Annotated in this window: 23 protein-coding genes; 14 read left to right on the top strand and 9 right to left on the bottom strand. The window is 76.8% G+C overall.

The features are described 5' to 3' along the window. Positions 1-499: TetR-like C-terminal domain-containing protein (locus AB6N23_RS10925; protein ID WP_412866098.1), on the top strand; the 499-nt coding region annotated here is incomplete at its 5' end. A gap of 156 nt (positions 500-655) precedes the next feature. Here AB6N23_RS10925 and AB6N23_RS10920 read toward each other — a convergent pair. Further along, entirely contained in the window at positions 656-1,075 is a 420-nt protein-coding gene (locus AB6N23_RS10920; protein WP_412866097.1) for an arsenate reductase ArsC, read from the bottom strand. Next, the gene (locus AB6N23_RS10915) at positions 1,072-1,437 is read right to left on the bottom strand and encodes an ArsR/SmtB family transcription factor (RefSeq protein ID WP_412866096.1); all 366 of its coding nucleotides are present in this window, start codon (positions 1,435-1,437) and stop codon (positions 1,072-1,074) included. Before AB6N23_RS10915 ends, AB6N23_RS10920 begins: the two co-directional genes overlap by 4 nt. A gap of 87 nt (positions 1,438-1,524) precedes the next feature. Here AB6N23_RS10915 and arsM point away from each other — a divergent pair, with 87 nt between their 5' ends. Continuing rightward, positions 1,525-2,364 carry an arsenite methyltransferase gene (arsM, locus tag AB6N23_RS10910; RefSeq protein WP_412866095.1) on the top strand — a complete coding sequence of 280 codons (840 nt, stop codon included), beginning with the start codon at positions 1,525-1,527 and terminating at the stop codon, positions 2,362-2,364. 7 nt (positions 2,365-2,371) lie between these two features. Here the strand turns inward: arsM and AB6N23_RS10905 are convergent, their stop codons facing one another. Together AB6N23_RS10905 and AB6N23_RS10900 are read right to left on the bottom strand one after the other, a co-directional pair. Beyond that, positions 2,372-3,226 (bottom strand): endo alpha-1,4 polygalactosaminidase, encoded by an 855-nt coding sequence (locus tag AB6N23_RS10905; RefSeq protein WP_412866094.1) that lies wholly within the window; start codon positions 3,224-3,226, stop codon positions 2,372-2,374. After that, a complete protein-coding gene (locus AB6N23_RS10900; protein ID WP_412866093.1) occupies positions 3,223-4,764 on the bottom strand; it encodes a DNA polymerase IV in 1,542 nt (513 codons plus the stop codon). The genes AB6N23_RS10905 and AB6N23_RS10900 overlap by 4 nt, the downstream gene beginning before the upstream one ends. 301 nt (positions 4,765-5,065) lie before the next feature. Between AB6N23_RS10900 and AB6N23_RS10895 the strand changes: the two genes are divergently transcribed. Beyond that, a complete protein-coding gene (locus AB6N23_RS10895; protein ID WP_412866092.1) occupies positions 5,066-5,560 on the top strand; it encodes a protein-tyrosine phosphatase family protein in 495 nt (164 codons plus the stop codon). 7 nt (positions 5,561-5,567) lie between these two features. Here AB6N23_RS10895 and AB6N23_RS10890 read toward each other — a convergent pair whose 3' ends face one another. Further along, positions 5,568-6,602, bottom strand: coding sequence for an aminoglycoside phosphotransferase/kinase family protein (locus AB6N23_RS10890; protein WP_412866091.1), 1,035 nt, complete (start codon positions 6,600-6,602; stop codon positions 5,568-5,570). Between the two features lie 370 nt (positions 6,603-6,972). Here AB6N23_RS10890 and AB6N23_RS10885 point away from each other — a divergent pair, with 370 nt between their 5' ends. Together AB6N23_RS10885 and AB6N23_RS10880 are read left to right on the top strand one after the other, a co-directional pair. Beyond that, positions 6,973-7,512 (top strand): low molecular weight protein-tyrosine-phosphatase, encoded by a 540-nt coding sequence (locus tag AB6N23_RS10885; protein ID WP_412866090.1) that lies wholly within the window; start codon positions 6,973-6,975, stop codon positions 7,510-7,512. Between the two features lie 28 nt (positions 7,513-7,540). After that, positions 7,541-8,716 carry an aminotransferase class I/II-fold pyridoxal phosphate-dependent enzyme gene (locus AB6N23_RS10880; RefSeq protein WP_412866089.1) on the top strand — a complete coding sequence of 392 codons (1,176 nt, stop codon included), beginning with the start codon at positions 7,541-7,543 and terminating at the stop codon, positions 8,714-8,716. A 24-nt stretch (positions 8,717-8,740) separates the two neighbouring features. Here the strand turns inward: AB6N23_RS10880 and AB6N23_RS10875 are convergent, their stop codons facing one another. Further along, positions 8,741-9,112 carry a hypothetical protein gene (locus AB6N23_RS10875; protein WP_412866088.1) on the bottom strand — a complete coding sequence of 124 codons (372 nt, stop codon included), beginning with the start codon at positions 9,110-9,112 and terminating at the stop codon, positions 8,741-8,743. Between the two features lie 71 nt (positions 9,113-9,183). Beyond that, positions 9,184-9,609 (bottom strand): hypothetical protein, encoded by a 426-nt coding sequence (locus AB6N23_RS10870; RefSeq protein ID WP_412866087.1) that lies wholly within the window; start codon positions 9,607-9,609, stop codon positions 9,184-9,186. 172 nt (positions 9,610-9,781) lie between these two features. Here AB6N23_RS10870 and AB6N23_RS10865 point away from each other — a divergent pair, with 172 nt between their 5' ends. The 8 genes from AB6N23_RS10865 to AB6N23_RS10830 all read left to right on the top strand — a co-directional run bounded on the left by AB6N23_RS10865 (position 9,782) and on the right by AB6N23_RS10830 (position 17,436). Further along, on the top strand, positions 9,782-10,165 hold the full coding sequence (locus AB6N23_RS10865; RefSeq protein ID WP_412866086.1) for a TFIIB-type zinc ribbon-containing protein: 384 nt from the start codon (positions 9,782-9,784) through the stop codon (positions 10,163-10,165). A 28-nt stretch (positions 10,166-10,193) separates the two neighbouring features. Then, positions 10,194-11,432, top strand: coding sequence for an FAD-dependent monooxygenase (locus tag AB6N23_RS10860; protein WP_412866085.1), 1,239 nt, complete (start codon positions 10,194-10,196; stop codon positions 11,430-11,432). Continuing rightward, entirely contained in the window at positions 11,429-12,097 is a 669-nt protein-coding gene (locus AB6N23_RS10855; protein WP_412866084.1) for a hypothetical protein, read from the top strand. The genes AB6N23_RS10860 and AB6N23_RS10855 overlap by 4 nt, the downstream gene beginning before the upstream one ends. Positions 12,098-12,153: 56 nt before the next feature. Further along, a complete protein-coding gene (locus tag AB6N23_RS10850) occupies positions 12,154-13,284 on the top strand; it encodes a lactate/malate family dehydrogenase (protein WP_412866083.1) in 1,131 nt (376 codons plus the stop codon). Beyond that, positions 13,281-13,745, top strand: a complete 465-nt coding sequence (locus tag AB6N23_RS10845; RefSeq protein WP_412866082.1) for an ACT domain-containing protein — start codon at positions 13,281-13,283, stop codon at positions 13,743-13,745. Before AB6N23_RS10850 ends, AB6N23_RS10845 begins: the two co-directional genes overlap by 4 nt. Positions 13,746-14,059: 314 nt before the next feature. Then, positions 14,060-15,007 carry a PaaX family transcriptional regulator gene (locus AB6N23_RS10840; protein WP_412866081.1) on the top strand — a complete coding sequence of 316 codons (948 nt, stop codon included), beginning with the start codon at positions 14,060-14,062 and terminating at the stop codon, positions 15,005-15,007. A 202-nt stretch (positions 15,008-15,209) separates the two neighbouring features. Further along, positions 15,210-16,442 (top strand): cellulose binding domain-containing protein, encoded by a 1,233-nt coding sequence (locus AB6N23_RS10835; RefSeq protein ID WP_412866080.1) that lies wholly within the window; start codon positions 15,210-15,212, stop codon positions 16,440-16,442. A gap of 100 nt (positions 16,443-16,542) precedes the next feature. Further along, positions 16,543-17,436: a DUF72 domain-containing protein gene (locus tag AB6N23_RS10830; RefSeq protein WP_412866079.1), complete on the top strand. Its 894-nt coding sequence runs from the start codon at positions 16,543-16,545 to the stop codon at positions 17,434-17,436. Positions 17,437-17,597: 161 nt separating this feature from the next. Here the strand turns inward: AB6N23_RS10830 and AB6N23_RS10825 are convergent, their stop codons facing one another. Beyond that, positions 17,598-18,608, bottom strand: a complete 1,011-nt coding sequence (locus tag AB6N23_RS10825; RefSeq protein WP_412866078.1) for an aldo/keto reductase family protein — start codon at positions 18,606-18,608, stop codon at positions 17,598-17,600. 115 nt (positions 18,609-18,723) lie between these two features. Here AB6N23_RS10825 and AB6N23_RS10820 point away from each other — a divergent pair, with 115 nt between their 5' ends. Continuing rightward, positions 18,724-19,323, top strand: coding sequence for a sugar O-acetyltransferase (locus AB6N23_RS10820; RefSeq protein WP_412866077.1), 600 nt, complete (start codon positions 18,724-18,726; stop codon positions 19,321-19,323). A 61-nt stretch (positions 19,324-19,384) separates the two neighbouring features. Here AB6N23_RS10820 and AB6N23_RS10815 read toward each other — a convergent pair. Continuing rightward, the coding region (locus AB6N23_RS10815) for a hypothetical protein (protein ID WP_412866076.1) at positions 19,385-20,429 on the bottom strand (1,045 nt) is incomplete at its 5' end.

Below are 20,429 nucleotides of genomic sequence, written 5' to 3'. Positions count from 1 at the left end.
CCCTTTTTTCCTTATACGTCGACCACCTAGATCTACACATTCATTGCATCGTCGGCTGCGTCAGATGTGTATACGAGACCGCGCCGCCGCCGGCGTCGCGGCCGCGACCGACGGCGCCGCGGCGCTGCGGGCCGTGGGGGAGGGGTACGTGCGCTTCGCGCTCGACGAGCCGGGGCTGTTCGAGGTCGCGCTGTTCGCCATGGACGACATGGCCGAGGTCGACGACCCGGCCGCGGCCGGCGCCGGCGGGCGGTCGCCGTACCACCAGCTGCAGGACGCGCTCGCGCGGCTCGTCGGTGAGGGGCGGCTCGCGGCCGACGCGGTGGAGGGCGCCGCGCTGACCTGCTGGTCCGGCGTGCACGGGTACGCGACGCTCGCCGCGCTGGGCCCGCTGCGGTCGCTGCCGCGCGCGGAGCGGGACGCGGGGGCCGCCGCGGTGGTCGCCGCGCTGGTGGGCGCCGTGACCGCGGCACCGGACCCGGCCGAGCGGCCGGCCTGACGGGTCGCGCGCGTCGAGGCGGGGGCGGGACCGTCCTCGCGGCCGTACGTCCGCCGTACGTCCGCCGTGCGCACGCGGTGCGTACGCCCGCAGGAGCGGGTCCCGTGCGGCGCCCGACGACGCATGTGCGTCGGCGCGCCCGTCGCCCCGTCGCCGTCAGGGCGTGCGGACCGGCACCTCCAGCGACGCCAGCAGCGCGACGACGCGCGCGCGGATCGCGTCCCGGATGGGCCGCACCGCGTCGATGCCCTGGCCCGCGGGGTCGTCGAGCACCCAGTCCTCGTACCGGACGCCCGGGTAGAACGGGCAGACGTCGCCGCAGCCCATCGTCACGACGACGTCCGACGCCTCCACCGCCTCGGCGGTCAGCACCTTCGGCTGCTCGCCGGCCAGGTCGACGCCGACCTCGCGCATCGCCTCGACGGCGACGGGGTTGACCCGCTCCGCCGGCAGGGACCCGGCGGACCGGACCTCGACGGCGCCGCCCGAGAGCGCGCGCACGAACCCCGCGGCCATCTGGGAGCGGCCCGCGTTGTGCACGCAGACGAACAGGACGGACGGCGTGCGCGTGGTCATCGGGCTCCTCCGGTGGTTCCGAGCGTCGCGGCGAGGGCGCCGGCGACGAGGTCGTGCGCGCCCGGCGCGACGCGGAAGTACGCCCACCGGCCGCGCTGCTCACGGGTCACGAGGCCGGCCTCGGCGAGCGTGGCCATGTGGTGGGACACGGTCGGCTGCGACAGCCCGACGGGGCCGGTGAGGTCGCAGACGCACGCCTCGCCCGTCTCCTGCGCCGCGATCAGCGAGAGCAGGCGCACGCGGGTCGGGTCGCCCAGGGCCTTGAACGTGCGCGCGGCGTCGCGGGCGGCGCCGGCGTCGAGGCCGGGTGCGGCGGTGCCGCAGCACGCGTCGGTGGCGGCGAGGGGCAGGGCGGTCGGCACGGGGACATCGTGGCACGACCTATTGACGTCTGTCGATGCGTTGCGCCAGAGTCCACTCATAGACATCCATCGATGAGTGGAGGAGACATGACCATCCCGACCAGCCCCGCGACGCCCGCCACGGACGACGTGCACGAGCTCGTGCGGCGGCGCTACGCGCAGGCGGCGACCGTCGCGGCGCAGGACGACGAGGCCGACGCCGGTGCGCAGGACGGCTGCTGCGGCGGCACGTGCGGCGCCGACGCAGCCACCGCCCCGGGCGGCGCCACCGCCACCGGCGGCACGGTCTTCGGCGCAGCGCTCTACGACGCCACCGAGCTGACCGGCCTGCCCCGCGCCGCCGTCCGCGCGAGCCTCGGCTGCGGGGACCCGACCTCGGTCGCGGACCTGCGACCCGGCGACCGCGTGCTCGACCTCGGGTCCGGCGGCGGCATCGACGTGCTGCTGTCCGCCCGCCGCGTCGGGCCCACCGGGTTCGTGCACGGCGTCGACATGACCGAGGAGATGCTCGACCTCGCCCGCCGCAACGCCGCCGAGGCCGGCGCCACGAACGTGGCGTTCCACCGCGGCACCATCGAGGACCTCCCGCTGCCCGACGCGAGCGTCGACGTCGTCGTCTCCAACTGCGTCGTCAACCTCGCGCCCGACAAGTCAGCCGTGCTCGCGGAGGCGTACCGCGTGCTCGTGCCCGGCGGGCGCCTCGGCATCTCCGATGTCGTCGCCGAGGACCGTCTCACGCCCGCCGACCGCGCGGCTCGCGGCAGCCACGTGGGGTGCGTCGCGGGGGCGCTGTCGGTGTCGGAGTACGTCGACGGCCTGGTCGCGGCGGGGTTCGTCGACGTGCGGGTCGAGCCGACGCACGCGGTCGCCGACGGGATGCACGGCGCGGTGGTGCGTGCGCGCAAGCCCGCCGGCGCCGGGGCCTGAGCGCGCGTCAGCAGGTCCCGTGGACGGCGTCGTCGGCGCCCCGCGGCAGCACGTCGAGGTCGCGCAGCACGACCGACAGGCCGGGCAGCGCCGTCGTCGGGTCGCGCTGCGTCGCGCACACCGCGGCGAACGCGTCGGCGTCGTACTCCACGTCGAGCACCACGGGGTACGCGTCGGCGTAGGCGGCGCACTCGTCCCAGCGGGCGCAGTCCTCCGCGACGACGAGGTCGGCGCCGGCGGCGCGCACGCGCGCGGTCACGTCGACGGCGTTCTTCTGCGCGTACGCGAGGCCGCGGGCGTGCGCGCGCTCGACGAGGAGGGCGGTGAAGGCGACCGCGTCGTCGTCGTCGAGCAGCCCGTGCGCGCGCGTCCACGAGTCGAGGTTGTCGACCTCGACGGCGTCGTACCCCGCAGCGGCGCAGCGGTCGACCAGCGGCCCGATCAGCTCGGCGGCGAGCCGGTCGCGCAGCGCGGGCGTCGACACGTCCAGCAGGACCTCGTCCGGCCACGCGGGGTCGCGCACCGGGACGCCGTCGTCGTGCAGCACGAGCTCCGGCGTCGCGCGCAGCAGGCGGTCCGTGTCGCCCGGCTGGCTCTGGAAGCCGTTGACGTAGCAGACGTCGTACCGGCCGGCCGGGGGCGCGGTGGCGTCGCGGACGACGACCTGCGTCGCCGCGTCCGGGGCGTCGGCGCCGCCGAGCTGGTACTCGAACGGCGCACCGGGCGGGGGGAGGGTGACGTCCGGCGGGACGTCGGGGGCGGCGTCGGAGGCCACGTCGGGAGTGACGTCGGGTGCGCTGGTCCCGCAGCCCGCGAGCAGGACGACGGCCGCCACGGCGGCCGCGACCCGGGTCGCCCTCACGCCGGCGTCCCGCGCAGCTCGGTCGGCACGGCGTCCGGGGGCGTCACGCCCACCGGCTCCACCAGCGCGAGCGGGTCGGCGTCGAGGTCGAGCACGCGCGAGCGCGCCGGCGGCGTCGTCGCCGTCTCGAACCGCACGGTCGCCTCGCGGTCCCGCACGTGCACCACCCAGCCGCGCCCGAGGGTGGCGTGCTCGACGTCCAGGCCCGGGCGTGCGTTCGTGACGTCGAGGAGCCGCGGCGCGGGCGCGGCCGGGACGGCGTCCGGCGGGTGGTCGTGCGGCCGGCTGCCGTCGGTCGTCGCGTCCTCCGTCGGGCTGCCGTCCGCCGGGTCGTCGCGCTCCGCACCGTCGGGGGCGTCGTCGAGCCCGTCGAGGAGGTCCGGCGTCGCGGCGGCCGGCGCGGCGTCGTCGCCCCGCGGCTCGAGGTCGCCGTGCAGGTCGAGCGCGAGCTGCGCGTGCGGCGCGAGGTTGTGGAACGAGACGCCGAGCAGCCGCACCGGGGTGTCGATGCCCGCCGCGAGCGTGGCGCGGCGCGCGGCGTCGCGCAGGTCCGCCGCGGACGCCGTCGGGTGCGAGAACGTTACGGAGCGCGTCACCGTCGAGAAGTCGCCGTACCGCACCTTGGCGACCACCGTGCGCGCCGCACCGCCGTGGCGCTCGAGCCGCTGCAGCGCCTCGTCGACGACGTCCTCGACCGCCGCGAGCACGACCTCGCGCCCGAACAGGTCGTGCGCGAACGTGCGCTCGGCACCGGCGGACTTGCGCTCGGTGGACACCACGACGGGCCGGTCGTCGAGGCCCCGCGCCATGAGGAACAGGTGCGTACCGCCGGCCTCGCCGAGCGTCATCGTCAGCGTGTCGAGGGGCTGACGGCGCAGGTCCGCGACCGTGCGCACGCCGAGCCGCTCGAGCGCGCCGGCCGTCGCCGGCCCGACGCCGGGGATGACGCGCACCTCGAGCGGCAGCAGGACGTCGTCCTCGACCTCCGGGCGCACCACCACCACGCCCGCGGGCTTGCGCAGGTCGGACGCGATCTTCGCGACGAGCTTGGAGCGGCCGACGCCGACCGAGACGGTCAGGCCCGTCAGCTCCGCGACGCGGGCCTGCACGCGGGCCGCCGCCTCCTCCGGCTCGGGTGCGCCGCCCTCCGCCTGCGCGAGGTCCGCGAACGCCTCGTCGATCGACAGCGGCTCCACGCCGGGCGTCAGCTCGCGCAGCACGCCCATGATCACGGCCGAGTACGCCGAGTACGCGGCGAACCGGGGCGTCAGCACCGCCGCCGCCGGGCTCAGCCGACGCGCCCGCGCCATGGGCATCGCCGACCGTGCGCCGTCCCGCCGGGCCTCGTACGACGCCGTCGACACGACGCCGCGCCCGCCGACGCCCCCGACGAGCACCGGCTTGCCGCGCAGCGACGGCTTGTCGCGCTGCTCGACGGCCGCGAAGAACGCGTCCGCGTCGAGGTGCATGACCGTGGCGGCGTCCCGCATGCGCACGGCCGCGACCAGCCGCTGCGCCCGATCACCCCGCCCGTCCACGCCCCCATCCTCCCCGCCGCCACCGACGCCGGCGCACGCCCCGCACCGACGAGCCGCCCTGACCCCGGCCCGCTCCCGTCACGGACGGCGGCCGTGCACGGACGCCCACCGCCCTCGCCCGAGCGGCCGTCGCACCGCGAACGGGCTCCGGTTCCCGCTCCGAGAGCGGCAACCGCACACCGGAGCCCGTTCGCGGCGAGACCGCCGGCGGTGTGGCGCAGCGGTGCGGGCCGCCGGGCGTTCATCCCTGCGACCGGTGCTCGACGCGCCGTCGTCGGCGGGCGTGGTTAGCGTGAGGCGCGTGAGCGCCCCCACCCTCAACCTGACGACCGACCCGGTCGAGCTGCCGGGTGTCGACCCGGCGGACCCGCCGACCGAGCTGCTGCCCGGGCAGCTGTGGCAGGGCGGGTGCCCGGTCGACTTCGACTGGGTGCGCGCGACCGGCATCGGCGCGGTGGTCGACCTCGCGGACCCGGACGCGGTGGCGCCCGCCGCCGACATCGAGGGGCTCGTCTACCTGAAGTCGCCGCTCGTCGACGGCGACGACCTGCCGGACCCGGCGGTGACGCTGCGGCTCGCGGCGCTGGTCGCGGGGCTGATCGCCGACGGGTACCGCGTGCTCGTGCACTGCACGTTCGGGCGCAACCGGTCCGGGCTCATGGCGTCGCTGGTGGTGCGCGAGGTGCTGAACCTGACCGGCGCCGAGGCGATGGCGCACGTGCAGGCACGCCGACGCCGCACCGTCAACAACGAGGCGTTCGCGGCGTGGCTGCGGACGCTCCCGGCGCCGCGCTGACGACGCCTCAGAGCGGCGTGCGCCAGCGCGCGACCGCGTCGTCCAGCCAGTCGAGCGGCCGGCCCGCGCGCCGGTCGTCCCAGACGCGGAACGCCACGCCGCCGAGCTGCGCGACAGCGTCGAGCACCGCGCGCCCGTCCCACCCGCGCACGTCGGCGCCGTAGGCCCGGCAGAACGCGAGGTACTCGTCGGCGGGCAGCTCGCCCGCGTCGGCGCGGCGCGCGGCGCTGGACAGGTCGTACTCGAGCGGTGCCCGGGCGGCGAAGTCGAGGTCGATGAGCACCGGGCCGGCGGGGCCGGTCAGCACGTTGGCGGGGGAGACGTCGCCGTGCACGACGCCGAGGCCCAGGGGTGAGCGCAGGCCCGCGACGGCGTCGAGGAGCGCGGCGCGGGCGTCGAGCAGCACGGCCGCCGCGGCGTCCGGGAGGTCCGGGGCGACCGCGACGACGCGGCGCAGCGGCTCCCACACCGGCACGTCGGCGTCGGCGTGCTCGGCGTGGAAGGCACGCAGCAGCGCGCCCGTCCCGCCCCAGCCGACGGGCGCACCGGCGGTGAGCCACGGCGACGCGACGACCACGCCGTAGGACGTCATGACGGGTGGCGCGACGGGCAGCAGCGCGCTCGCGGACCCGGCCAGAGCGGTCGCGAGCCGGGCGAGGTGCGCCGGGTCGGTGCCCGGCGGGTACACCTTGACGGCGAGGTCGCCGGCGCGGAGCACGACGGTCGTGAGCGCGCTGACCACCGTCGCGGCGGGCACGGGGAACGGCAGCGCGAGCCGGGCCTCGGCGAGGGCGAGCTGCGCCTCGGGTGCGCCCCACGCCGGGCCGGGCAGGGGCAGCGGCTCGGTCGGCGCGTCGTGCTCGGGCGACGTCCGGGGCGTGGCGGCGACGGGACCGGACGCCGGGGCGACGACGGCGGCGGGCGCGTCACCGGCGAGCACGAGGTCGTCGGCGGGGGGCGGCGGGACCGGCATCGCGGGTGCGACGACGTCGGCGGGGACGCGGGACGGGCGGGGTGCGACGGGCTCGGCCGTGAGCGACATGGGAGGTCTCCCGGTCAGTGCGGATGGTGCCACCACACGACGTCGGTGCACGGGCACGACCGGGTTGGGAGCAGGACTGTAACCCCCGCACGCACCCGCCCGTCAGTCACTCACCCGGGTGAGGTCGGACGTGGCCGACCTCACCCGCCGTCGAGCCACCGCCTCCCGTCGACCCACCGTCCCGTCCACCTCCCGTTCCCTTCCCGCCGAGTGCGGCACGTCGCACCGAGCGCGGGTGGTGCACCAGGCGCAGTCGGTGGCAGGTGCCGCACTCGACGGAGGGTGGGGCGGCCGGACGGGCGCGCCGGCCGGCGGGTGGACGGGCGCGCGGGACCGGGTGGCGGGGGGTTCGTCGTGCCGGTCGGCGAGGATGGGGGTCGTGGACATCCCCTACCGCGTCATGACCGTGTGCACGGGCAACATCTGCCGCTCGCCGATGGCCGAGGTGGTGCTGCGCACCAAGCTGGAGGAGGCAGGGCTCGGCGACGTCGTCGAGGTCGACTCGACCGGCATCAGCGACGAGGAGCACGGCAACCCCGTGGACCGCCGCGCGCGCACCGTGCTGCGGGCCCACGGCTACCCGGCCGGCGACGGGCACCGCGCCCGGCAGGTCCGGCCGAGCGACCTGGTCGCGCGCGACCTGCTGCTGCCCATGACCGCGGCGCACGCCCGCGCGCTGCGCCGCCTCGCCGGGGACGACCCGGCCGTGCTCGACCGCATCCGCATGCTCCGCACGTTCGACCCGGCGGCGCCCGCCGACCCCGGGCAGCGCGAGGACCTGCTGGACGTCGACGACCCCTGGTACGGGCCGGACGCGGCGTTCGAGCAGACGCTCGCGGAGATCGAGGCCGCGGCCGACGGCATCGTCGACCACGTGCGCGCGGGGCTCGCCGCCCGCGACCGCGCCTGACCGGCCCCGTGCGCGGGAGGATGGCGGCATGAAGGTCGCCCGCCGTGCGCACGTGCCGCCGTTCGCCGTCATGGACATCCTCGCCGCGGCGAACCGCCGCCGCGCCGCCGGCGAGCACGTGCTCAACCTCTGCGCGGGCGAGCCGTCGACCGGCGCGTCGGACGTCGTCCGGCAGCGCGCGGTCGACCTGCTCACCACGGGCGACCTCGGGTACACGGAGTCGCTGGGCGCGCCCGGCCTGCGCGCCGCGATCGCCGCGCACTACGCCGCCACGTACGGGGTGGACGTCGACCCGTCGCGCGTCGCCGTCGCGACCGGCTCGTCGGGCGGGTTCATGCTCGCGTTCCTCGCGGCGTTCGACGTGGGCGACCGCGTCGCGCTGGCGCGGCCCGGCTACCCGGCGTACGCGAACATCCTCACGGCGCTGGGGATCGAGGTCGTCGACCTGTCGTGCGGGCCGGAGCAGCGGTACCAGCCGACGGTCGCGCAGCTCGAGGCGCTCGACCGGCCCGTCGACGGCCTGGTCGTCGCCAGCCCCGCGAACCCGACGGGCACGATGATCGAGCCGGACGAGCTCGCCGCGCTCGCGGCCTGGTGCGGCGAGCACGGCGTGCGCCTGGTCAGCGACGAGATCTACCACGGCATCACGTACCCGGACGCGTCCGGGACGACGCCCGCGACCGCCACCGCCGCGCAGTACCTCGACACGGGCGCCGTCGTCGTCAACTCGTTCAGCAAGTACTGGGCGATGACCGGCTGGCGGCTCGGCTGGCTCGTCCTGCCCGACGACCTCGTGGCCCCCGTCGACGCGCTCGCGGGCAACGTCGCGCTGTGCCCGCCGGCGCTCGCGCAGCACGCGGGCGTCGCCGCGTTCAGCGACGAGGGCATGGCCGCGGCGCGCGCCAACGTGGAGCGCTACGCGACGAGCCGCCGCCTGCTGCTCGACCGCCTGCCCGACCTCGGCTGGGACCCGGTCGCGCCGGCCGACGGCGCGTTCTACCTGTACGGGGACGTGTCGACGACGGGCCTGGACGCGGTGACGTACTGCGCGCGCCTGCTCGACGAGGCCGGCGTCGCGCTCACCCCCGGCAGCGACTTCGACCCCGTCGGTGGTGGCGGCTGGGTGCGGCTGTCGTTCGCGTCGGCGCCGGAGGTCGTCGCGGAGGCCGCGGACCGGGTCGTGGAGTGGCAGCGGCGGCTGTGACGTCGTCGACGGCCGGCCGGCCCGTCAGACCCCGACGCCGACGTCCTCGCTGACGCGCCCGACCGTCACCGTGCCGCGGTCGCCGACGCCCGCCAGCACGCACGCCGCGACGCGCTCGAGGTCCGCGCGCCCCGCGTCGGCGACGAGGACGAACGTGCTGGCCGTCGACGGCATGCTCAGCGTCGTCCAGCTGTCCGCGACGGCCGGGTCGTCGGCGCAGGCGCTCGCCCCGGCGCCGTCGCCCTCGACGAACACCGCCAGGGGGCCGTCGCCGGGGACGTCGCCCGGGATGCTCACGACAGGGCGCCGCAGCACCATGCCGATCGCCGCCAGCACCGTCGACGCGAGCATCGCGGCCACGACGACGACCGCGACGACACGGGTGCGCTTGCGCATGCCGATCCCTCCGGTTCGGGTCCTGCGACCCTAGCCCGCCGTGCGCAGGGACCCCGCCGCGGGGTGGCGCGTCAGCAGGACAGCGCCTCCGCGAGCTGGTCACGGGCCGTCGCGACCTCGTCGGCGGCGGCGGTCAGCGCGTCCGCGGAGCCGGCGACGGACCGCCCCTCCAGCCCGGCGAGCTGCTCGTCGAGGCGCTCCCAGGCGTCCTCGAGCGCGTCGGCCTCCTGCGGCGCGATCTCCTCGGCCGCGTCGTCGATCCGGTCCTGCGCGCCCTCGACCCGTGCGCGCGCCTCGGCGACGTCCCCGGGGGTGGAGTCGTCCGTGAACGTCTCGGTGAGCAGGTCGAGCGACGTGCCGAGCTGCTCGGCGACCGGGCACGGCTGCGCGTCGCGGACGGCGTACGAGTCGCCGTCGCTGCACGCTCCGAGCGCGGTCACGGCGGCGAGCAGGACGGCGGCGGGGACGGCGGTGCGGACGGCAGGACGACGGCGCATGGTGGCTCCTCACGGGTCGGGCGGGCGGCGCGGCTGGCACCAGGGTCCGTCGGCGCGGGCGTCGGCGCACCCGCTCGGCACGAGGCGCGCCCGCGCGCGCCCGCCGGAGCACGGGACCGCGCCGCCCCGGTTGGCGTAGGTTCGTCCGCAGCCGACCCGACAGGAGCCCGTCATGCAGTGCCCCGTGGACCAGGCCCAGCTCGTGATGGCGGAGCGCCAGGGCGTCGAGATCGACTACTGCCCCGTGTGCCGGGGCATCTGGCTCGACCGCGGCGAGCTCGACAAGATCCTCGACCGCGCCGCCGGCCCCGCCGCGCCGGCCGTCGACCCGCGCGCCGTCCCGGGCGTGCAGACCCCCGGTCCGCCCCCCGGCTACGACGACCGCCGCTACGACGGCGGCCGTCCCGAGCGCGGGTACGAGCGCGACTACGGCCGCGGCTACGACGACGACCGCCGCGACCCGCGCCGCGCCGCCCCCGGCTACGGCACGCCGGGCTACGACCCGCGGCGCAAGAAGAAGAAGGACTCCTGGCTCGAGGACCTGTTCGACTTCTGAGCAGGACGACGCACGACGAGGGGGCGGCATGCGCGTCGGGATCGCCGGCGCCGGCATCGGCGGCGTGACGCTCGCGCACGCGCTCGCGGCGCAGGGGCACGACGTGACGGTGTGGGAGCGCGACGCGGCGGCCGAGGACACCGCCGGGTACCGGCTGCACCTGCCGCAGGTCGCGCTCGACGCGCTCGTCCGCACCGTCCCGAGCGCCACGCTCGCCGCGGTGCGGGCCACGGCCGCGCCGCCCGGGACGTTCGCGCGCCTGTCGGTCCTCGACCACCACGGCCGCACCCGGCTGCGCATCCCCCTGCCGCCGGAGGAGCGGCTGCTGATCGGGCGCCGCCCGCTGCGGGCGGTGCTCGCGGACGGGCTCCCCGTGCGGTGGGGGACGCGCGTCACCGGGTACGCGGAGCACCCCGACCGCGTCGAGGTGCACCTCGCCGACGGCTCGCGCGGCCACGTCGACCTGCTCGTCGGGGCGGACGGCACCCGCTCGCGCGTCGCGCACGGCCTGCTCGGCCGCCCGCCGTCGCGGTCCACGGGCGTCGTCGCGATCGGCGGGACGGCGCCGCTGTACCCGGGGGCGCGCGTGCGCGTCCCCGACGCGCTGCACCACGGGCTGGCGCTCGCCGTCGGCCCCGGGGGTCACGGCGTGTTCCTCGCCCTGCACCGGCCGGCGCCCGGAGCCGCCGACGTCCCCGGTGCCCGTCCCGAGGGGCCGTACGTCGTGTGGTCGGTCGGCAACCGCGTCGACCGGTTCACCGCGGACCCCGCCGACATGACGACCGACGAGCTGCTCGCCGAGGCGCGGCACGCCCTCGCGGCGTGGGACCGCGGCTACCGGCGGTTCGTCGACGCGAGCGACCCGGGCACGGTCGCGTCGTTCCCGTTCGTGCTGCCGTCGTCGTCCGTGCCGCCGCCCACGTCGGGGCGCGTCACGCTGCTCGGCGACGCGATCCACCCGATGCCGCCGACCGCCGGCGAGGGCGCCGCGACCGCCGTCCGGGACGCGGCGGCCCTCGCCGACGCCCTCGCGGCCGTGGGGACGGCACCGTCCGCCGCTGCCCTCGCCGCCGCGCTCGCGTCGTACGGCCGCGCGATGGCGGCGTACGCACCGGCGGCCGTGCGTGAGGCGCTGCCTGCCCTGCGGTGGCAGCGGCGGCTCGCGAGCCCGTGGCTGCGCGTGCCGGCGACGGCGGTCGGGCTGCCGCTCGCCGGTGCGGCGCTCGCTGCGGCGGACCGGGTGCGCCGCGGCGCGTCGTCGGCGTGAGCGCGGTGTACATCCACAACGCCACCTCGTGGGAGGAGGCGGACGCGGCCTTCGAGGCGTTCGCCGTCGTGGTGCCGGACCGTCGGCGCGAGCTCGCGGAGCGGGTGGCGGCGACCGGTGGTCCCGACCTCGACCGGTCCGTCGAGAGCCTCGACGCGGTGAACCGGTGGTTCATCGCGCAGGTCCTCGACAGGCCGGCCCCACCCGACGTCGACTACCGGCCCGCCTGGATGCCGCCCACGAACCCGGACTACCGGTGGCGTCCGGGCCTGGCGTACCCGGCCCCGGGGTGGCTCCTGCTGCTGTGGGAGCAGGTCGGCGTGTACGTCGGTGACGTGATGACGACGCAGGTGCCGGGTGCGCGGTGGGTGTGCTGGCGCGACCGGCAGAAGCGGCACATCTCCAACGGCAAGCCGGTCGTCGACGTCGGCGTGCCGACGGGCGCGTCCGACACGCTCGCCTGCGCCAACGCGGGCGTGCTGCGTGCCTGGAGCGAACGCGACCTGCCGGGTGGGGTCGACGTCCCGGACCCGGGCCGGCAGCGCGCGTTCGTCGAGGCGGTCCTCGCCCGGCGCGCCGCCTACCTCGAGGAGCATCCCGCCCGGTGGCAGGCCGCCCCGACGGGCCCGCGGGCGAGCCGGCCGCAGGCGACGCCGCCGCCCTGACCCGCAGGGGGCGCCCCGCAACCTCCTCGTGACGTCGCGCCCGTAGCCTCGGCCGCATGGACGTGGCGGTGCTCGGGGCGACGGGGGACGTCGGGCGGCAGGTGTGCACGCAGCTCGTGGAGCGGCAGGTGCTGCCGACGACGTCGCGGCTGCAGCTCGTCGGGCGGCCCGGCGGGTCGTCGGGGCGCGCGGTGCACGGCCTGCGTGCGGACCTGGTCGACGCCTACGACGAGCACGCACCGGTGCTCGACGTCGCGCTCGACCCCGCGGACGTGGTGGCCGACGTGGTCGTCGTGGCCGCCGGGCGCACGGTGCCGCCGCGCAGCGACGGGGTGCCGCCGAGCCGGGCCGAGCTGGCCGCCGAGAACGCGGCCGTCTTCGGTGCGTACGCCGACGCGCTCGCCGCGCACGGGTCGGGCAGCGAGGTCGTCGTCGTGGTGTCGAACCCGGTGGAGCTCGGCGTCGCGGTGATGGCGGAGCGGCTGGGACGGCACCGCGTGATCGGGATGGGCGCGTGGCTGGACACGCTGCGGTTCCGCCGGGAGATCGCCGTGCAGCTCGGCGTGCGGCGGCACCGGGTCGGCGGGTTCGTCGGCGGCCAGCACGGCGACGACGCCGTCCCGCTGTGGTCGACGGTCCGCATCAGCGGCCTCGACCTCGCCGAGCGGCAGCGGGCCGTCGCACGGCTGCGCGGCGGGCGGACGCTCGCGACGTTCCCGGCGGAGGTCGCGCAGGCCAAGCAGGACCTGCTCGCGCTCGCGGCCACGGACATCGCCGACGCGTTCGCCCTCATCGACACGTGGCCGCCGGACCTGCGCGCCCTGGCGCGCCCGTGGATGACGCACCAGTCCGGCGCGAAGACGGCCACCGGCACCGCGTCGGCCACCATCGACCTGCTCGAGACGGTCCTCGACGGGCGCGACATCGTCGTGGCCGGTCAGGTGGCGCTCGCCGGGGAGGTGACGGTCGGCGGCGCGCCGGTGCACGGGGTGCTCGGCGTGCCGGTCGTCCTCGGGCCGGAGGGGTGGGGGCACGTGCTGCTGGACCCGCTCCCCGACGACGAGGACGCGCGCATGGCGCAGGCGGCCGCGGCCGTCGCGGCGGGATCCGCGCCGTGGACGTCGGGCGCCGCCACCCGGGCGGACGCCACCGCCGCCACCGCCACCGCACCGGAGGTGCACCGATGACCGACGACGACACCCGGTGGGTCGGCTGGGTCCGCGCCGAGCACCGCACCGGCAGCATCTCCGCGCTCGCGGGCGTGTTCTCCACGCGGGGCGTCAACGTGGACTCGATGTCGACGGGGGACCTGCGCGACGACGCGGGCCTGGTCGTCGTCACGTTCCGCGCGGGGGACCGCCGCGCCCGCCTGCTGGCCCGCACGCTCGAGCGCCTCCCGCAGGTGCGCTCGGTCCAGGTGCGCCGCGCCGACGACCTGGGCGTGCGCGCCGCGGCGGTCGTCCACCTGCCGCCGGGCGTCACGTTCCGCCCGCCGCCGCACGCGGCCGTCCGCTGGTCGGGCGAGACGGAGCAGGGGCAGCCGCTGCTCGTCGAGGGTGCGCTCACTGACGTCGAGGCGACGGTCGAGGCCGCGCGCGCGGCCGGCGCGACCAGCGACGCGACGGTCATCCAGCCGCCGTACGCCTGACGTCCGGCCGCCGTACGCGTGACATCCGGCAGCCGTACGCCTGGCGGCGGCCGCCGGCGCACGGCCGGCACCCCGCTCGGCACCCCACCGGATGCGGTGCGCGCTCCGCCCGGCGTGTCGACCACGGCGCGTCGCCGCGGGACCGGGCCTTCTCCTGCGGTCGTACGCCCCGCGTACGCCCGGTGTGCGTACGCCCGCGGGAAGGGGTCCGCCCGCGTCGCGACACACCGGCCGACATGCCACGAGCCCGTGCTCGCCCGCCGGTAGGGGTTGACGCGCGTCGGCACCCGTCGCCGCGCCGCTACGTTGGCCGCGTGGAAGCGCACGACGACGTCGACGCGCCGCGCGCGCAGGCGGGCCCGAACCCGCAGCACATGCTCGCGACCGTGCTGGGGGAGTACCTGGACTCCGGCGAGGCGGCGTTCCCGGCGGCGGCGGTGGTCGCCGTGCTCGGCGAGCTCGGCATCACGGCGGGCAGCGCCCGGGCGGCGCTCTCCCGGCTCGCGCGGCGCGGCCTGGTCGCCGTGCGCGACGGCGCCGGTCGTGCGCCCACCTACCACCTGACGGCCGGCGCGATCGCGCGGCACCGGTCGACCATGCACCGGTTCCTCGCCTTCGGGGCGGTGCCGCGCGCCGGCGACGGCGAGTGGCTCGCGGTGTCGTACTCGCTGCCCGAGGCCCGCCAGCCGCAGCGGCACGCGGTGCGCCGGACGCTCGGCGCGCTCGGCCTCGTGCGGCTGTACGACAGCGTGTGGATCGGGCCCGACCCGGACCCGGCCGCGGTGCGCGGTGCCCTCGCGGAGCTGCTCGACCCGGTCGCGGGCGCCCGGTGGTCGGTGCTGCGGGTCCGGTTCGACGACGAGCAGGGGCCGCACGGACCGCTGGCTGCCTACGACGTCGACGGGCTCGCGGCGGCGTACCGGGCGTTCGTCGACGCGCACGCGCCGCTGCGCGAGACGGTGCGGCGGGGGAGCGTCGGCCCTGCCGAGGCCCTCGTGGCGCGGACGGTGCTCATGGACGCGTGGCGCCGGCTGGTGCTGGCGGACCCCGACCTGCCGGCGCACCTGCTCCCGGCCTCCTGGCCGCGCGACGACGCCCGCCGCCTGCTCCTCGAGGTCCACACGGCGCTCGGCGCGCCCGCGCGGGAGCGCCTGGTCGAGGTGCTGACGCCGGCGTGGCCGGACGCCACGGCGTGGGTGACGTACTTCGTCGCCGGCGACGACCCCACCGAGCCGCCGCGGAGGGTCGACCCGCCGGCCTGACCGGCCGTGCCGACGGGCACGCGCGCACGGAAACGATTCGGGAGCGCGCGCCGGCGACCTGCGTATGGACACATCGCGCGACTGCCGCGACGGTTTGTGTACAGGTGGTCGACGTCGCCCGTCCCGTGCCCGTGGCGACGCCGTGCCGCCCGTCGTCCCCGACCCCGACGCCCGCCCGGGCCACCACCACGGAGCTCGCGACATGAGACGCACCCTCACCCGCGCCGCCCTCGCCGCCGCGCTGTCCCTCGGCGCCCTCGTCGGCGCCGCCGCGCTGACGCCCGCCGTCGCCGCGCCCGGCGGGTCCGGCCCCTACCCGGCCGACTACTCGACGTCGTCCAGCCTCCCGAACCACACGATCTACCGGCCGGTGAACCTGCCGACCGAGCGCCTCCCCGTGGTCGTCTGGGGCAACGGAGCCTGCTCGGCGGACGGCACGTCGGCGCAGAACTTCCTCAAGGAGATCGCGTCGTACGGGTTCCTCGTCATCGCGAACGGCAACCCCGGCGGCGGGGGCAGCTCGACGTCCGCGATGCTGACGCAGTCGATCGACTGGGCGTTCGCGCAGAACACCGACGCCGGCAGCCCGCTGCGCGGCCGGGTCGACACGAGCGAGGTCGGCGTCGCCGGATTCTCGTGCGGCGGCCTCGAGGCGTACGCGGTGGCGAACGACCCGCGCGTCACCACCGTGGGCATCTTCAGCAGCGGCCTGCTCAACGACGCCGACGACTACCAGCTGCGCCGGCTGAACGACCCGATCGTGTACGTCATCGGGGGCTCCGGCGACGTCGCGTACCCGAACGCCATGGACGACTGGAACAAGCTGCCCGCCGGCCTGCCGGCGTTCATGGGCAACCTGAACGTGGGGCACGGTGGCACGTACCACGAGACGAACGGCGGCCAGTTCGGCTACGTCGCGCAGCAGTGGTTCCGGTGGCAGCTCAAGGGCGACCAGCAGGCGGGCCGCACGTTCGCCGGCACCGACTGCCCCCTGTGCAGCCGCGGGTGGCAGGTCCAGCGCAAGAACCTGACGCTCGGCACGGACCCGACGCCCACGCCGACCCCGACGCCGACGCCGACGGTCACGCCGACGCCGACGCCCACCCCGACCAGGACCCCGACGCCCATCCCGACAGCCGGACCGTCCGCCTGCACCGCGACGTACACGGTCGCGAACCAGTGGGGCGGTGGCTTCGTCGCGGACGTCCGGGTCAGCGCCGGCACGGCGGTGAACGGCTGGCGCGTCCGCCTGACCCTGCCGGGCGGTGCGGCCCTGACGCACGCGTGGAACGGCCGCAGCACCGGCACGACCGGCACGGTGACCGTCGCGAACGCGGAGTGGAACGGGACGCTGCAGGCCGGGCAGAGCGCGACCTTCGGGTTCCAGGGCACCGGCACGGGGGCGGGGGCCACCGTGTCGTGCGAGGCCGCCTGACGGGGAGACGGCGGCCCCAGGGAGCGGCGGGTCGGACCGGGACCCGCCCGCCGCTCCCCTGGGCGGGCGCCCGCCCGGGGCTCCTCCTAGAGTCGCCGCCATGACCAGCGGGGACGTGCGCATCGGCATCTCCGGCTGGCGGTACGCGCCCTGGCGCGGCGAGTTCTACCCACCGGGACTCGCGCAGCGGCGCGAGCTCGAGCACGCGGCGCAGCAGCTGTCGTCGATCGAGATCAACGGGTCGTTCTACTCGTTGCAGCGGCCGGACAGCTACCGGTCGTGGCGCGCCGACACCCCCGACGGGTTCGTGTTCTCCGTCAAGGGCCCGCGCTTCGTCACGCACATGAAGAAGCTCGCCGGCGTGGAGACGCCGCTGGCGAACTTCTTCGCGTCGGGCGTGCTGGCGCTCGGCGACCGGCTCGGGCCGGTGCTGTGGCAGCTGCCGCCGAACCTCGGGTTCGACGCCGACCGGCTCGCCCGGTTCTTCGACCTGCTGCCGCGCTCGACCGCCGCCGCGGCGCGGCTCGCCGAGGGGCACGACGACAAGGTCCCGGAGGAACGGGCGCTCACGGTGACTGACGACGACCGCCCGCTGCGGCACGTCCTCGAGGTGCGGCACGACACCTTCCGCACGGACGCGTTCCCCGAGCTGCTGCGCGCGCACGACATCGGCCTCGTCGTCGCGGACACGGCCGGCCGCTGGCCGCACCTCGAGGACCTCACCAGCGACGTCGTCTACGTGCGGCTGCACGGCGACACCGAGCTGTACGTCTCCGGCTACGACGACGCGTCGCTCGACCGCTGGGCGGCGAAGGTCCGCGCCTGGTCGACGGGCGCACCGCCCCCGGACGGTCCCCGCGTGTCACCGCCGGCGCCGGACCGCCCCCGCGACGTCCACGTCTACTTCGACAACGACGTGAAGGTCCGCGCCCCCTTCGACGCCATGTCCCTGGCGGCAAAGGTGGGTGCGACGCCGGCGGCCGCCGCGAGGTAGCGGGTTCCCTGCGGGGTCGCGGGCTGCAACCCGCGACCTCGCACGGTTCCCGCGACGTCGCACCGTTCCCACGACCTCGCACGGTTCCCGCGACCGCGTCCGGACGCGCCGACGCCCGGCGGCCGTGCGGCCACCGGGCGTCGGGTGCGTGCGGTCGTGCGTCAGACCGGGCGCTTCTGGGGCGACGTCTCCGCCGTCTTGCCCGCGTCGCGCTCGACGACGTCGCCGAGCACCTCGTCGATGCGCGTCATGACCTCGTCCGGGATGCGCACGCCCGCGGCCTTGACGTTCTCGTGCACCTGCTCGGGGCGCGAGGCGCCGATGAGCGCGGCCGCGACGTTGTCGTTCTGCAGCACCCACGCGACGGCGAGCTGCGCCATCGACAGGCCGAGCTCGTCCGCCACCGGCTGGAGCGCCTGCACGCGCGTGAGGACGTCGTCGTTCATGAACCGCTTGATCATGTTCGCGCCGCCCTTCTCGTCCGTGGCGCGCGAGCCCTCCGGCGGCTGCTGGCCCGGCTTGTACTTGCCGGTGAGCACGCCCTGGGCGACGGGCGACCAGACGATCTGCGAGACGCCGAGCTCGCGCGACGCCGGCACGACCTCGTCCTCGATGACGCGCCACAGCATGGAGTACTGCGGCTGGCTCGAGATGAGCTGGATGCCGAGCTCCTTGGCGAGGGCGTGACCCGCGCGCAGCTGCTGCGCGGTCCACTCCGAGACGCCGATGTACAGCGCCTTGCCCTGCCGGACGACGTCGGCGAACGCCTGCATCGTCTCCTCGAGCGGCGTCTCCGTGTCGTACCGGTGCGCCTGGTACAGGTCGACGTAGTCGGTCTGCAGCCGCTGCAGCGAGCCGTTGATCGACTCCATGATGTGCTTGCGGGACAGGCCCACGTCGTTCTTGCCCTGCGGGCCGGTGGGCCAGTAGACCTTCGTGAAGATCTCGAGCGACTCACGCCGCTCGCCCTTGAGCGCCTCGCCGAGCACCGACTCGGCCTTCGTGTTCGCGTAGACGTCCGCGGTGTCGAACGTCGAGATGCCGGCGTCCAGCGCCGCGCGGACGCACTGGGTCGCGGTCTCGTTCTCGACCTGCGAGCCGTGCGTGAGCCAGTTGCCGTACGTGATCTCCGAGATCTTGAGCCCGGAGTTGCCGAGGTAGCGGAATTCCATGTCCCCATCTGAACACCTCGACGGCCGTGACGCCGCACCGGCGGGACCGACGACCCCCGGGCGCGGCCCGTCGGGGTGACAGACTCGACCGCCGACCCACCCGGAAGGCGCTGACATGGACCTCGACCTCGCGACCGCGCTCGCGGACGCCCGCTCCGAGTACGACAAGATGGTCGCGGGCGACTGGTACCGCTACCGGTACGGGCCGGAGCTGGCGGACCTGACGACGTCGACGCAGGCCACGTGCCGCCGCATCACCGCCCTCTACGACGAGGACCGCGCCGCGGCGCAGGCGATGTTCCGCGACCTGCTCGGCACGGTCGGCGAGGGCGTGGACTTCCGGCCGCCGTTCTACCTCGACTACGGCCACCGCCTGCACGTGGGCGACCGCACCTTCATCAACGCGGACTTCCTCACCCTCGGCGGCGGCGAGATCCGCATCGGCGCCGACGTGCTCATCGGCCCGAGCGTGCGTCTGTACACGCCGACGCACGTGCTCGACCCGGCGCTGCGGCCGCAGGGCTGGGAGCGGGTCGACCCCATCACCATCGAGGACGGCGCGTGGCTCGGCGGCAGCGTCGTCGTCTGCCCGGGCGTGACGATCGGCGCGCGGTCGGTCGTCGGCGCGGGGTCCGTGGTGACGCGGGACGTGCCGCCGGACGTCGTCGTCGCGGGCAACCCGGCGCGCGTGGTGAAGGACCTGCCCCGCGGCTGAGCCGACGCGGTGTCCGGTACGCCCGGTGTTCCACGTGCAACGACGCGGGCCGCACGACCGGTCAGTCCCCGGACCTCGCGGCCGTGGCGGCGTCGGCATCTGCGCCGGGTGCCGGCCCGCGCACCACGCCCGCCGCCGCGAGGGCGGCGTCGATCTGCTCCTGCACGCGTCGCGCGGACCGCCGGCGCAGCCGCACGGCGAGCAGCACCGCACCGGCGACGACGAGGACGAGCAGCAGCTGCGCCCACGGCGGCGTCCACACGCCGAGCGCCACGGAGCGGTCCGCGAGCGGGACGTCGACGACGTCCTCGCCGACGACCAGCGGCGTCACGGTCACGCGTCCCGACGCCCGCAGCAGCGGCCACAGCGGCACCGACGTCTCGACGGCCGCCGACCGGCCCGGCAGCACCTCCCGCACCTCCGACGTCCGCGTCGCCGCGCCCGCCCCGAACGGCCCCGAGACCCGCACCGCGGACCGCGCGCCCAGCCGCACGTCACCCTCGTTGCGCACGACGTAGGACAGGTGCACGGTGCCGGGCGCGAACGGGTTCCACGACGGCTCCCACCGGGCGCGCACGTCGTCGGCGACGACGCCGGCCGTGACGTCGCCCGTGACGCGCAGGTGCAGGCGCGTGCCGACGCGTGCCTCGAGCCGCACGCCCGCGCCGTCGTCGACGAGCTCCGCCACGACCCCCGCGGGGTGGTCGCCGGGGCGCGCGTCGGCGGGGACGGTGATGGTCAGGGGGAGCGTGACGGAGGCCGTGGGCCCGAGCGTCACCGTGAGGCGCCCGGCCGCGTCGGCCGGCACGCCCTCCGGGGCGGTCAGGCGCACCCACGCCCCGCCGTCCTGCGGCGGGCCGTCGCCGGGCAGCACGTCGAAGTCACCGCCGTCGGTGACGGTGCCGTCGCCGGCGGAGACGACGAACGTGGCGGCGCGGTCGCTGAAGTTGGTGACGGTGACGTGGTCCTCGACCGACGCGCCCGGGTCGAGCACGTGCCGCAGCGAGATGCGGCCGTCGGGGCCCTCGGCGCTCGCCGGCTGGACCGTCCACGTGACCGTGCCGCCCGGCTCCGGGGCGGCCGCCGGCGCGGGGGCTCGTGCGGCC

Origin of the sequence: Cellulomonas pasadenensis (assembly GCF_047229365.1) — a bacterium.
In the GTDB taxonomy this organism is placed as follows: domain Bacteria; phylum Actinomycetota; class Actinomycetes; order Actinomycetales; family Cellulomonadaceae; genus Cellulomonas.
The sequence above is the reverse complement of the archived record's forward strand: the minus strand, read 5'-3'. Positions and strand labels throughout refer to the sequence as shown.

Coding starts and splice junctions, on each gene's coding strand:
- AB6N23_RS10830 (WP_412866079.1), top strand. CDS start 16,543: ATGACCAGCGGGGACGTGCGCATCGGCATCTCCGGCTGGCGGTACGCG.
- AB6N23_RS10920 (WP_412866097.1), bottom strand. CDS start 1,075: ATGACCACGCGCACGCCGTCCGTCCTGTTCGTCTGCGTGCACAACGCG.
- arsM (WP_412866095.1), top strand. CDS start 1,525: ATGACCATCCCGACCAGCCCCGCGACGCCCGCCACGGACGACGTGCAC.
- AB6N23_RS10890 (WP_412866091.1), bottom strand. CDS start 6,602: ATGTCGCTCACGGCCGAGCCCGTCGCACCCCGCCCGTCCCGCGTCCCC.
- AB6N23_RS10820 (WP_412866077.1), top strand. CDS start 18,724: ATGGACCTCGACCTCGCGACCGCGCTCGCGGACGCCCGCTCCGAGTAC.
- AB6N23_RS10880 (WP_412866089.1), top strand. CDS start 7,541: ATGAAGGTCGCCCGCCGTGCGCACGTGCCGCCGTTCGCCGTCATGGAC.
- AB6N23_RS10885 (WP_412866090.1), top strand. CDS start 6,973: ATGGGGGTCGTGGACATCCCCTACCGCGTCATGACCGTGTGCACGGGC.
- AB6N23_RS10835 (WP_412866080.1), top strand. CDS start 15,210: ATGAGACGCACCCTCACCCGCGCCGCCCTCGCCGCCGCGCTGTCCCTC.
- AB6N23_RS10860 (WP_412866085.1), top strand. CDS start 10,194: ATGCGCGTCGGGATCGCCGGCGCCGGCATCGGCGGCGTGACGCTCGCG.
- AB6N23_RS10850 (WP_412866083.1), top strand. CDS start 12,154: ATGGACGTGGCGGTGCTCGGGGCGACGGGGGACGTCGGGCGGCAGGTG.
- AB6N23_RS10845 (WP_412866082.1), top strand. CDS start 13,281: ATGACCGACGACGACACCCGGTGGGTCGGCTGGGTCCGCGCCGAGCAC.
- AB6N23_RS10875 (WP_412866088.1), bottom strand. CDS start 9,112: ATGCGCAAGCGCACCCGTGTCGTCGCGGTCGTCGTCGTGGCCGCGATG.
- AB6N23_RS10870 (WP_412866087.1), bottom strand. CDS start 9,609: ATGCGCCGTCGTCCTGCCGTCCGCACCGCCGTCCCCGCCGCCGTCCTG.
- AB6N23_RS10825 (WP_412866078.1), bottom strand. CDS start 18,608: ATGGAATTCCGCTACCTCGGCAACTCCGGGCTCAAGATCTCGGAGATC.
- AB6N23_RS10865 (WP_412866086.1), top strand. CDS start 9,782: ATGCAGTGCCCCGTGGACCAGGCCCAGCTCGTGATGGCGGAGCGCCAG.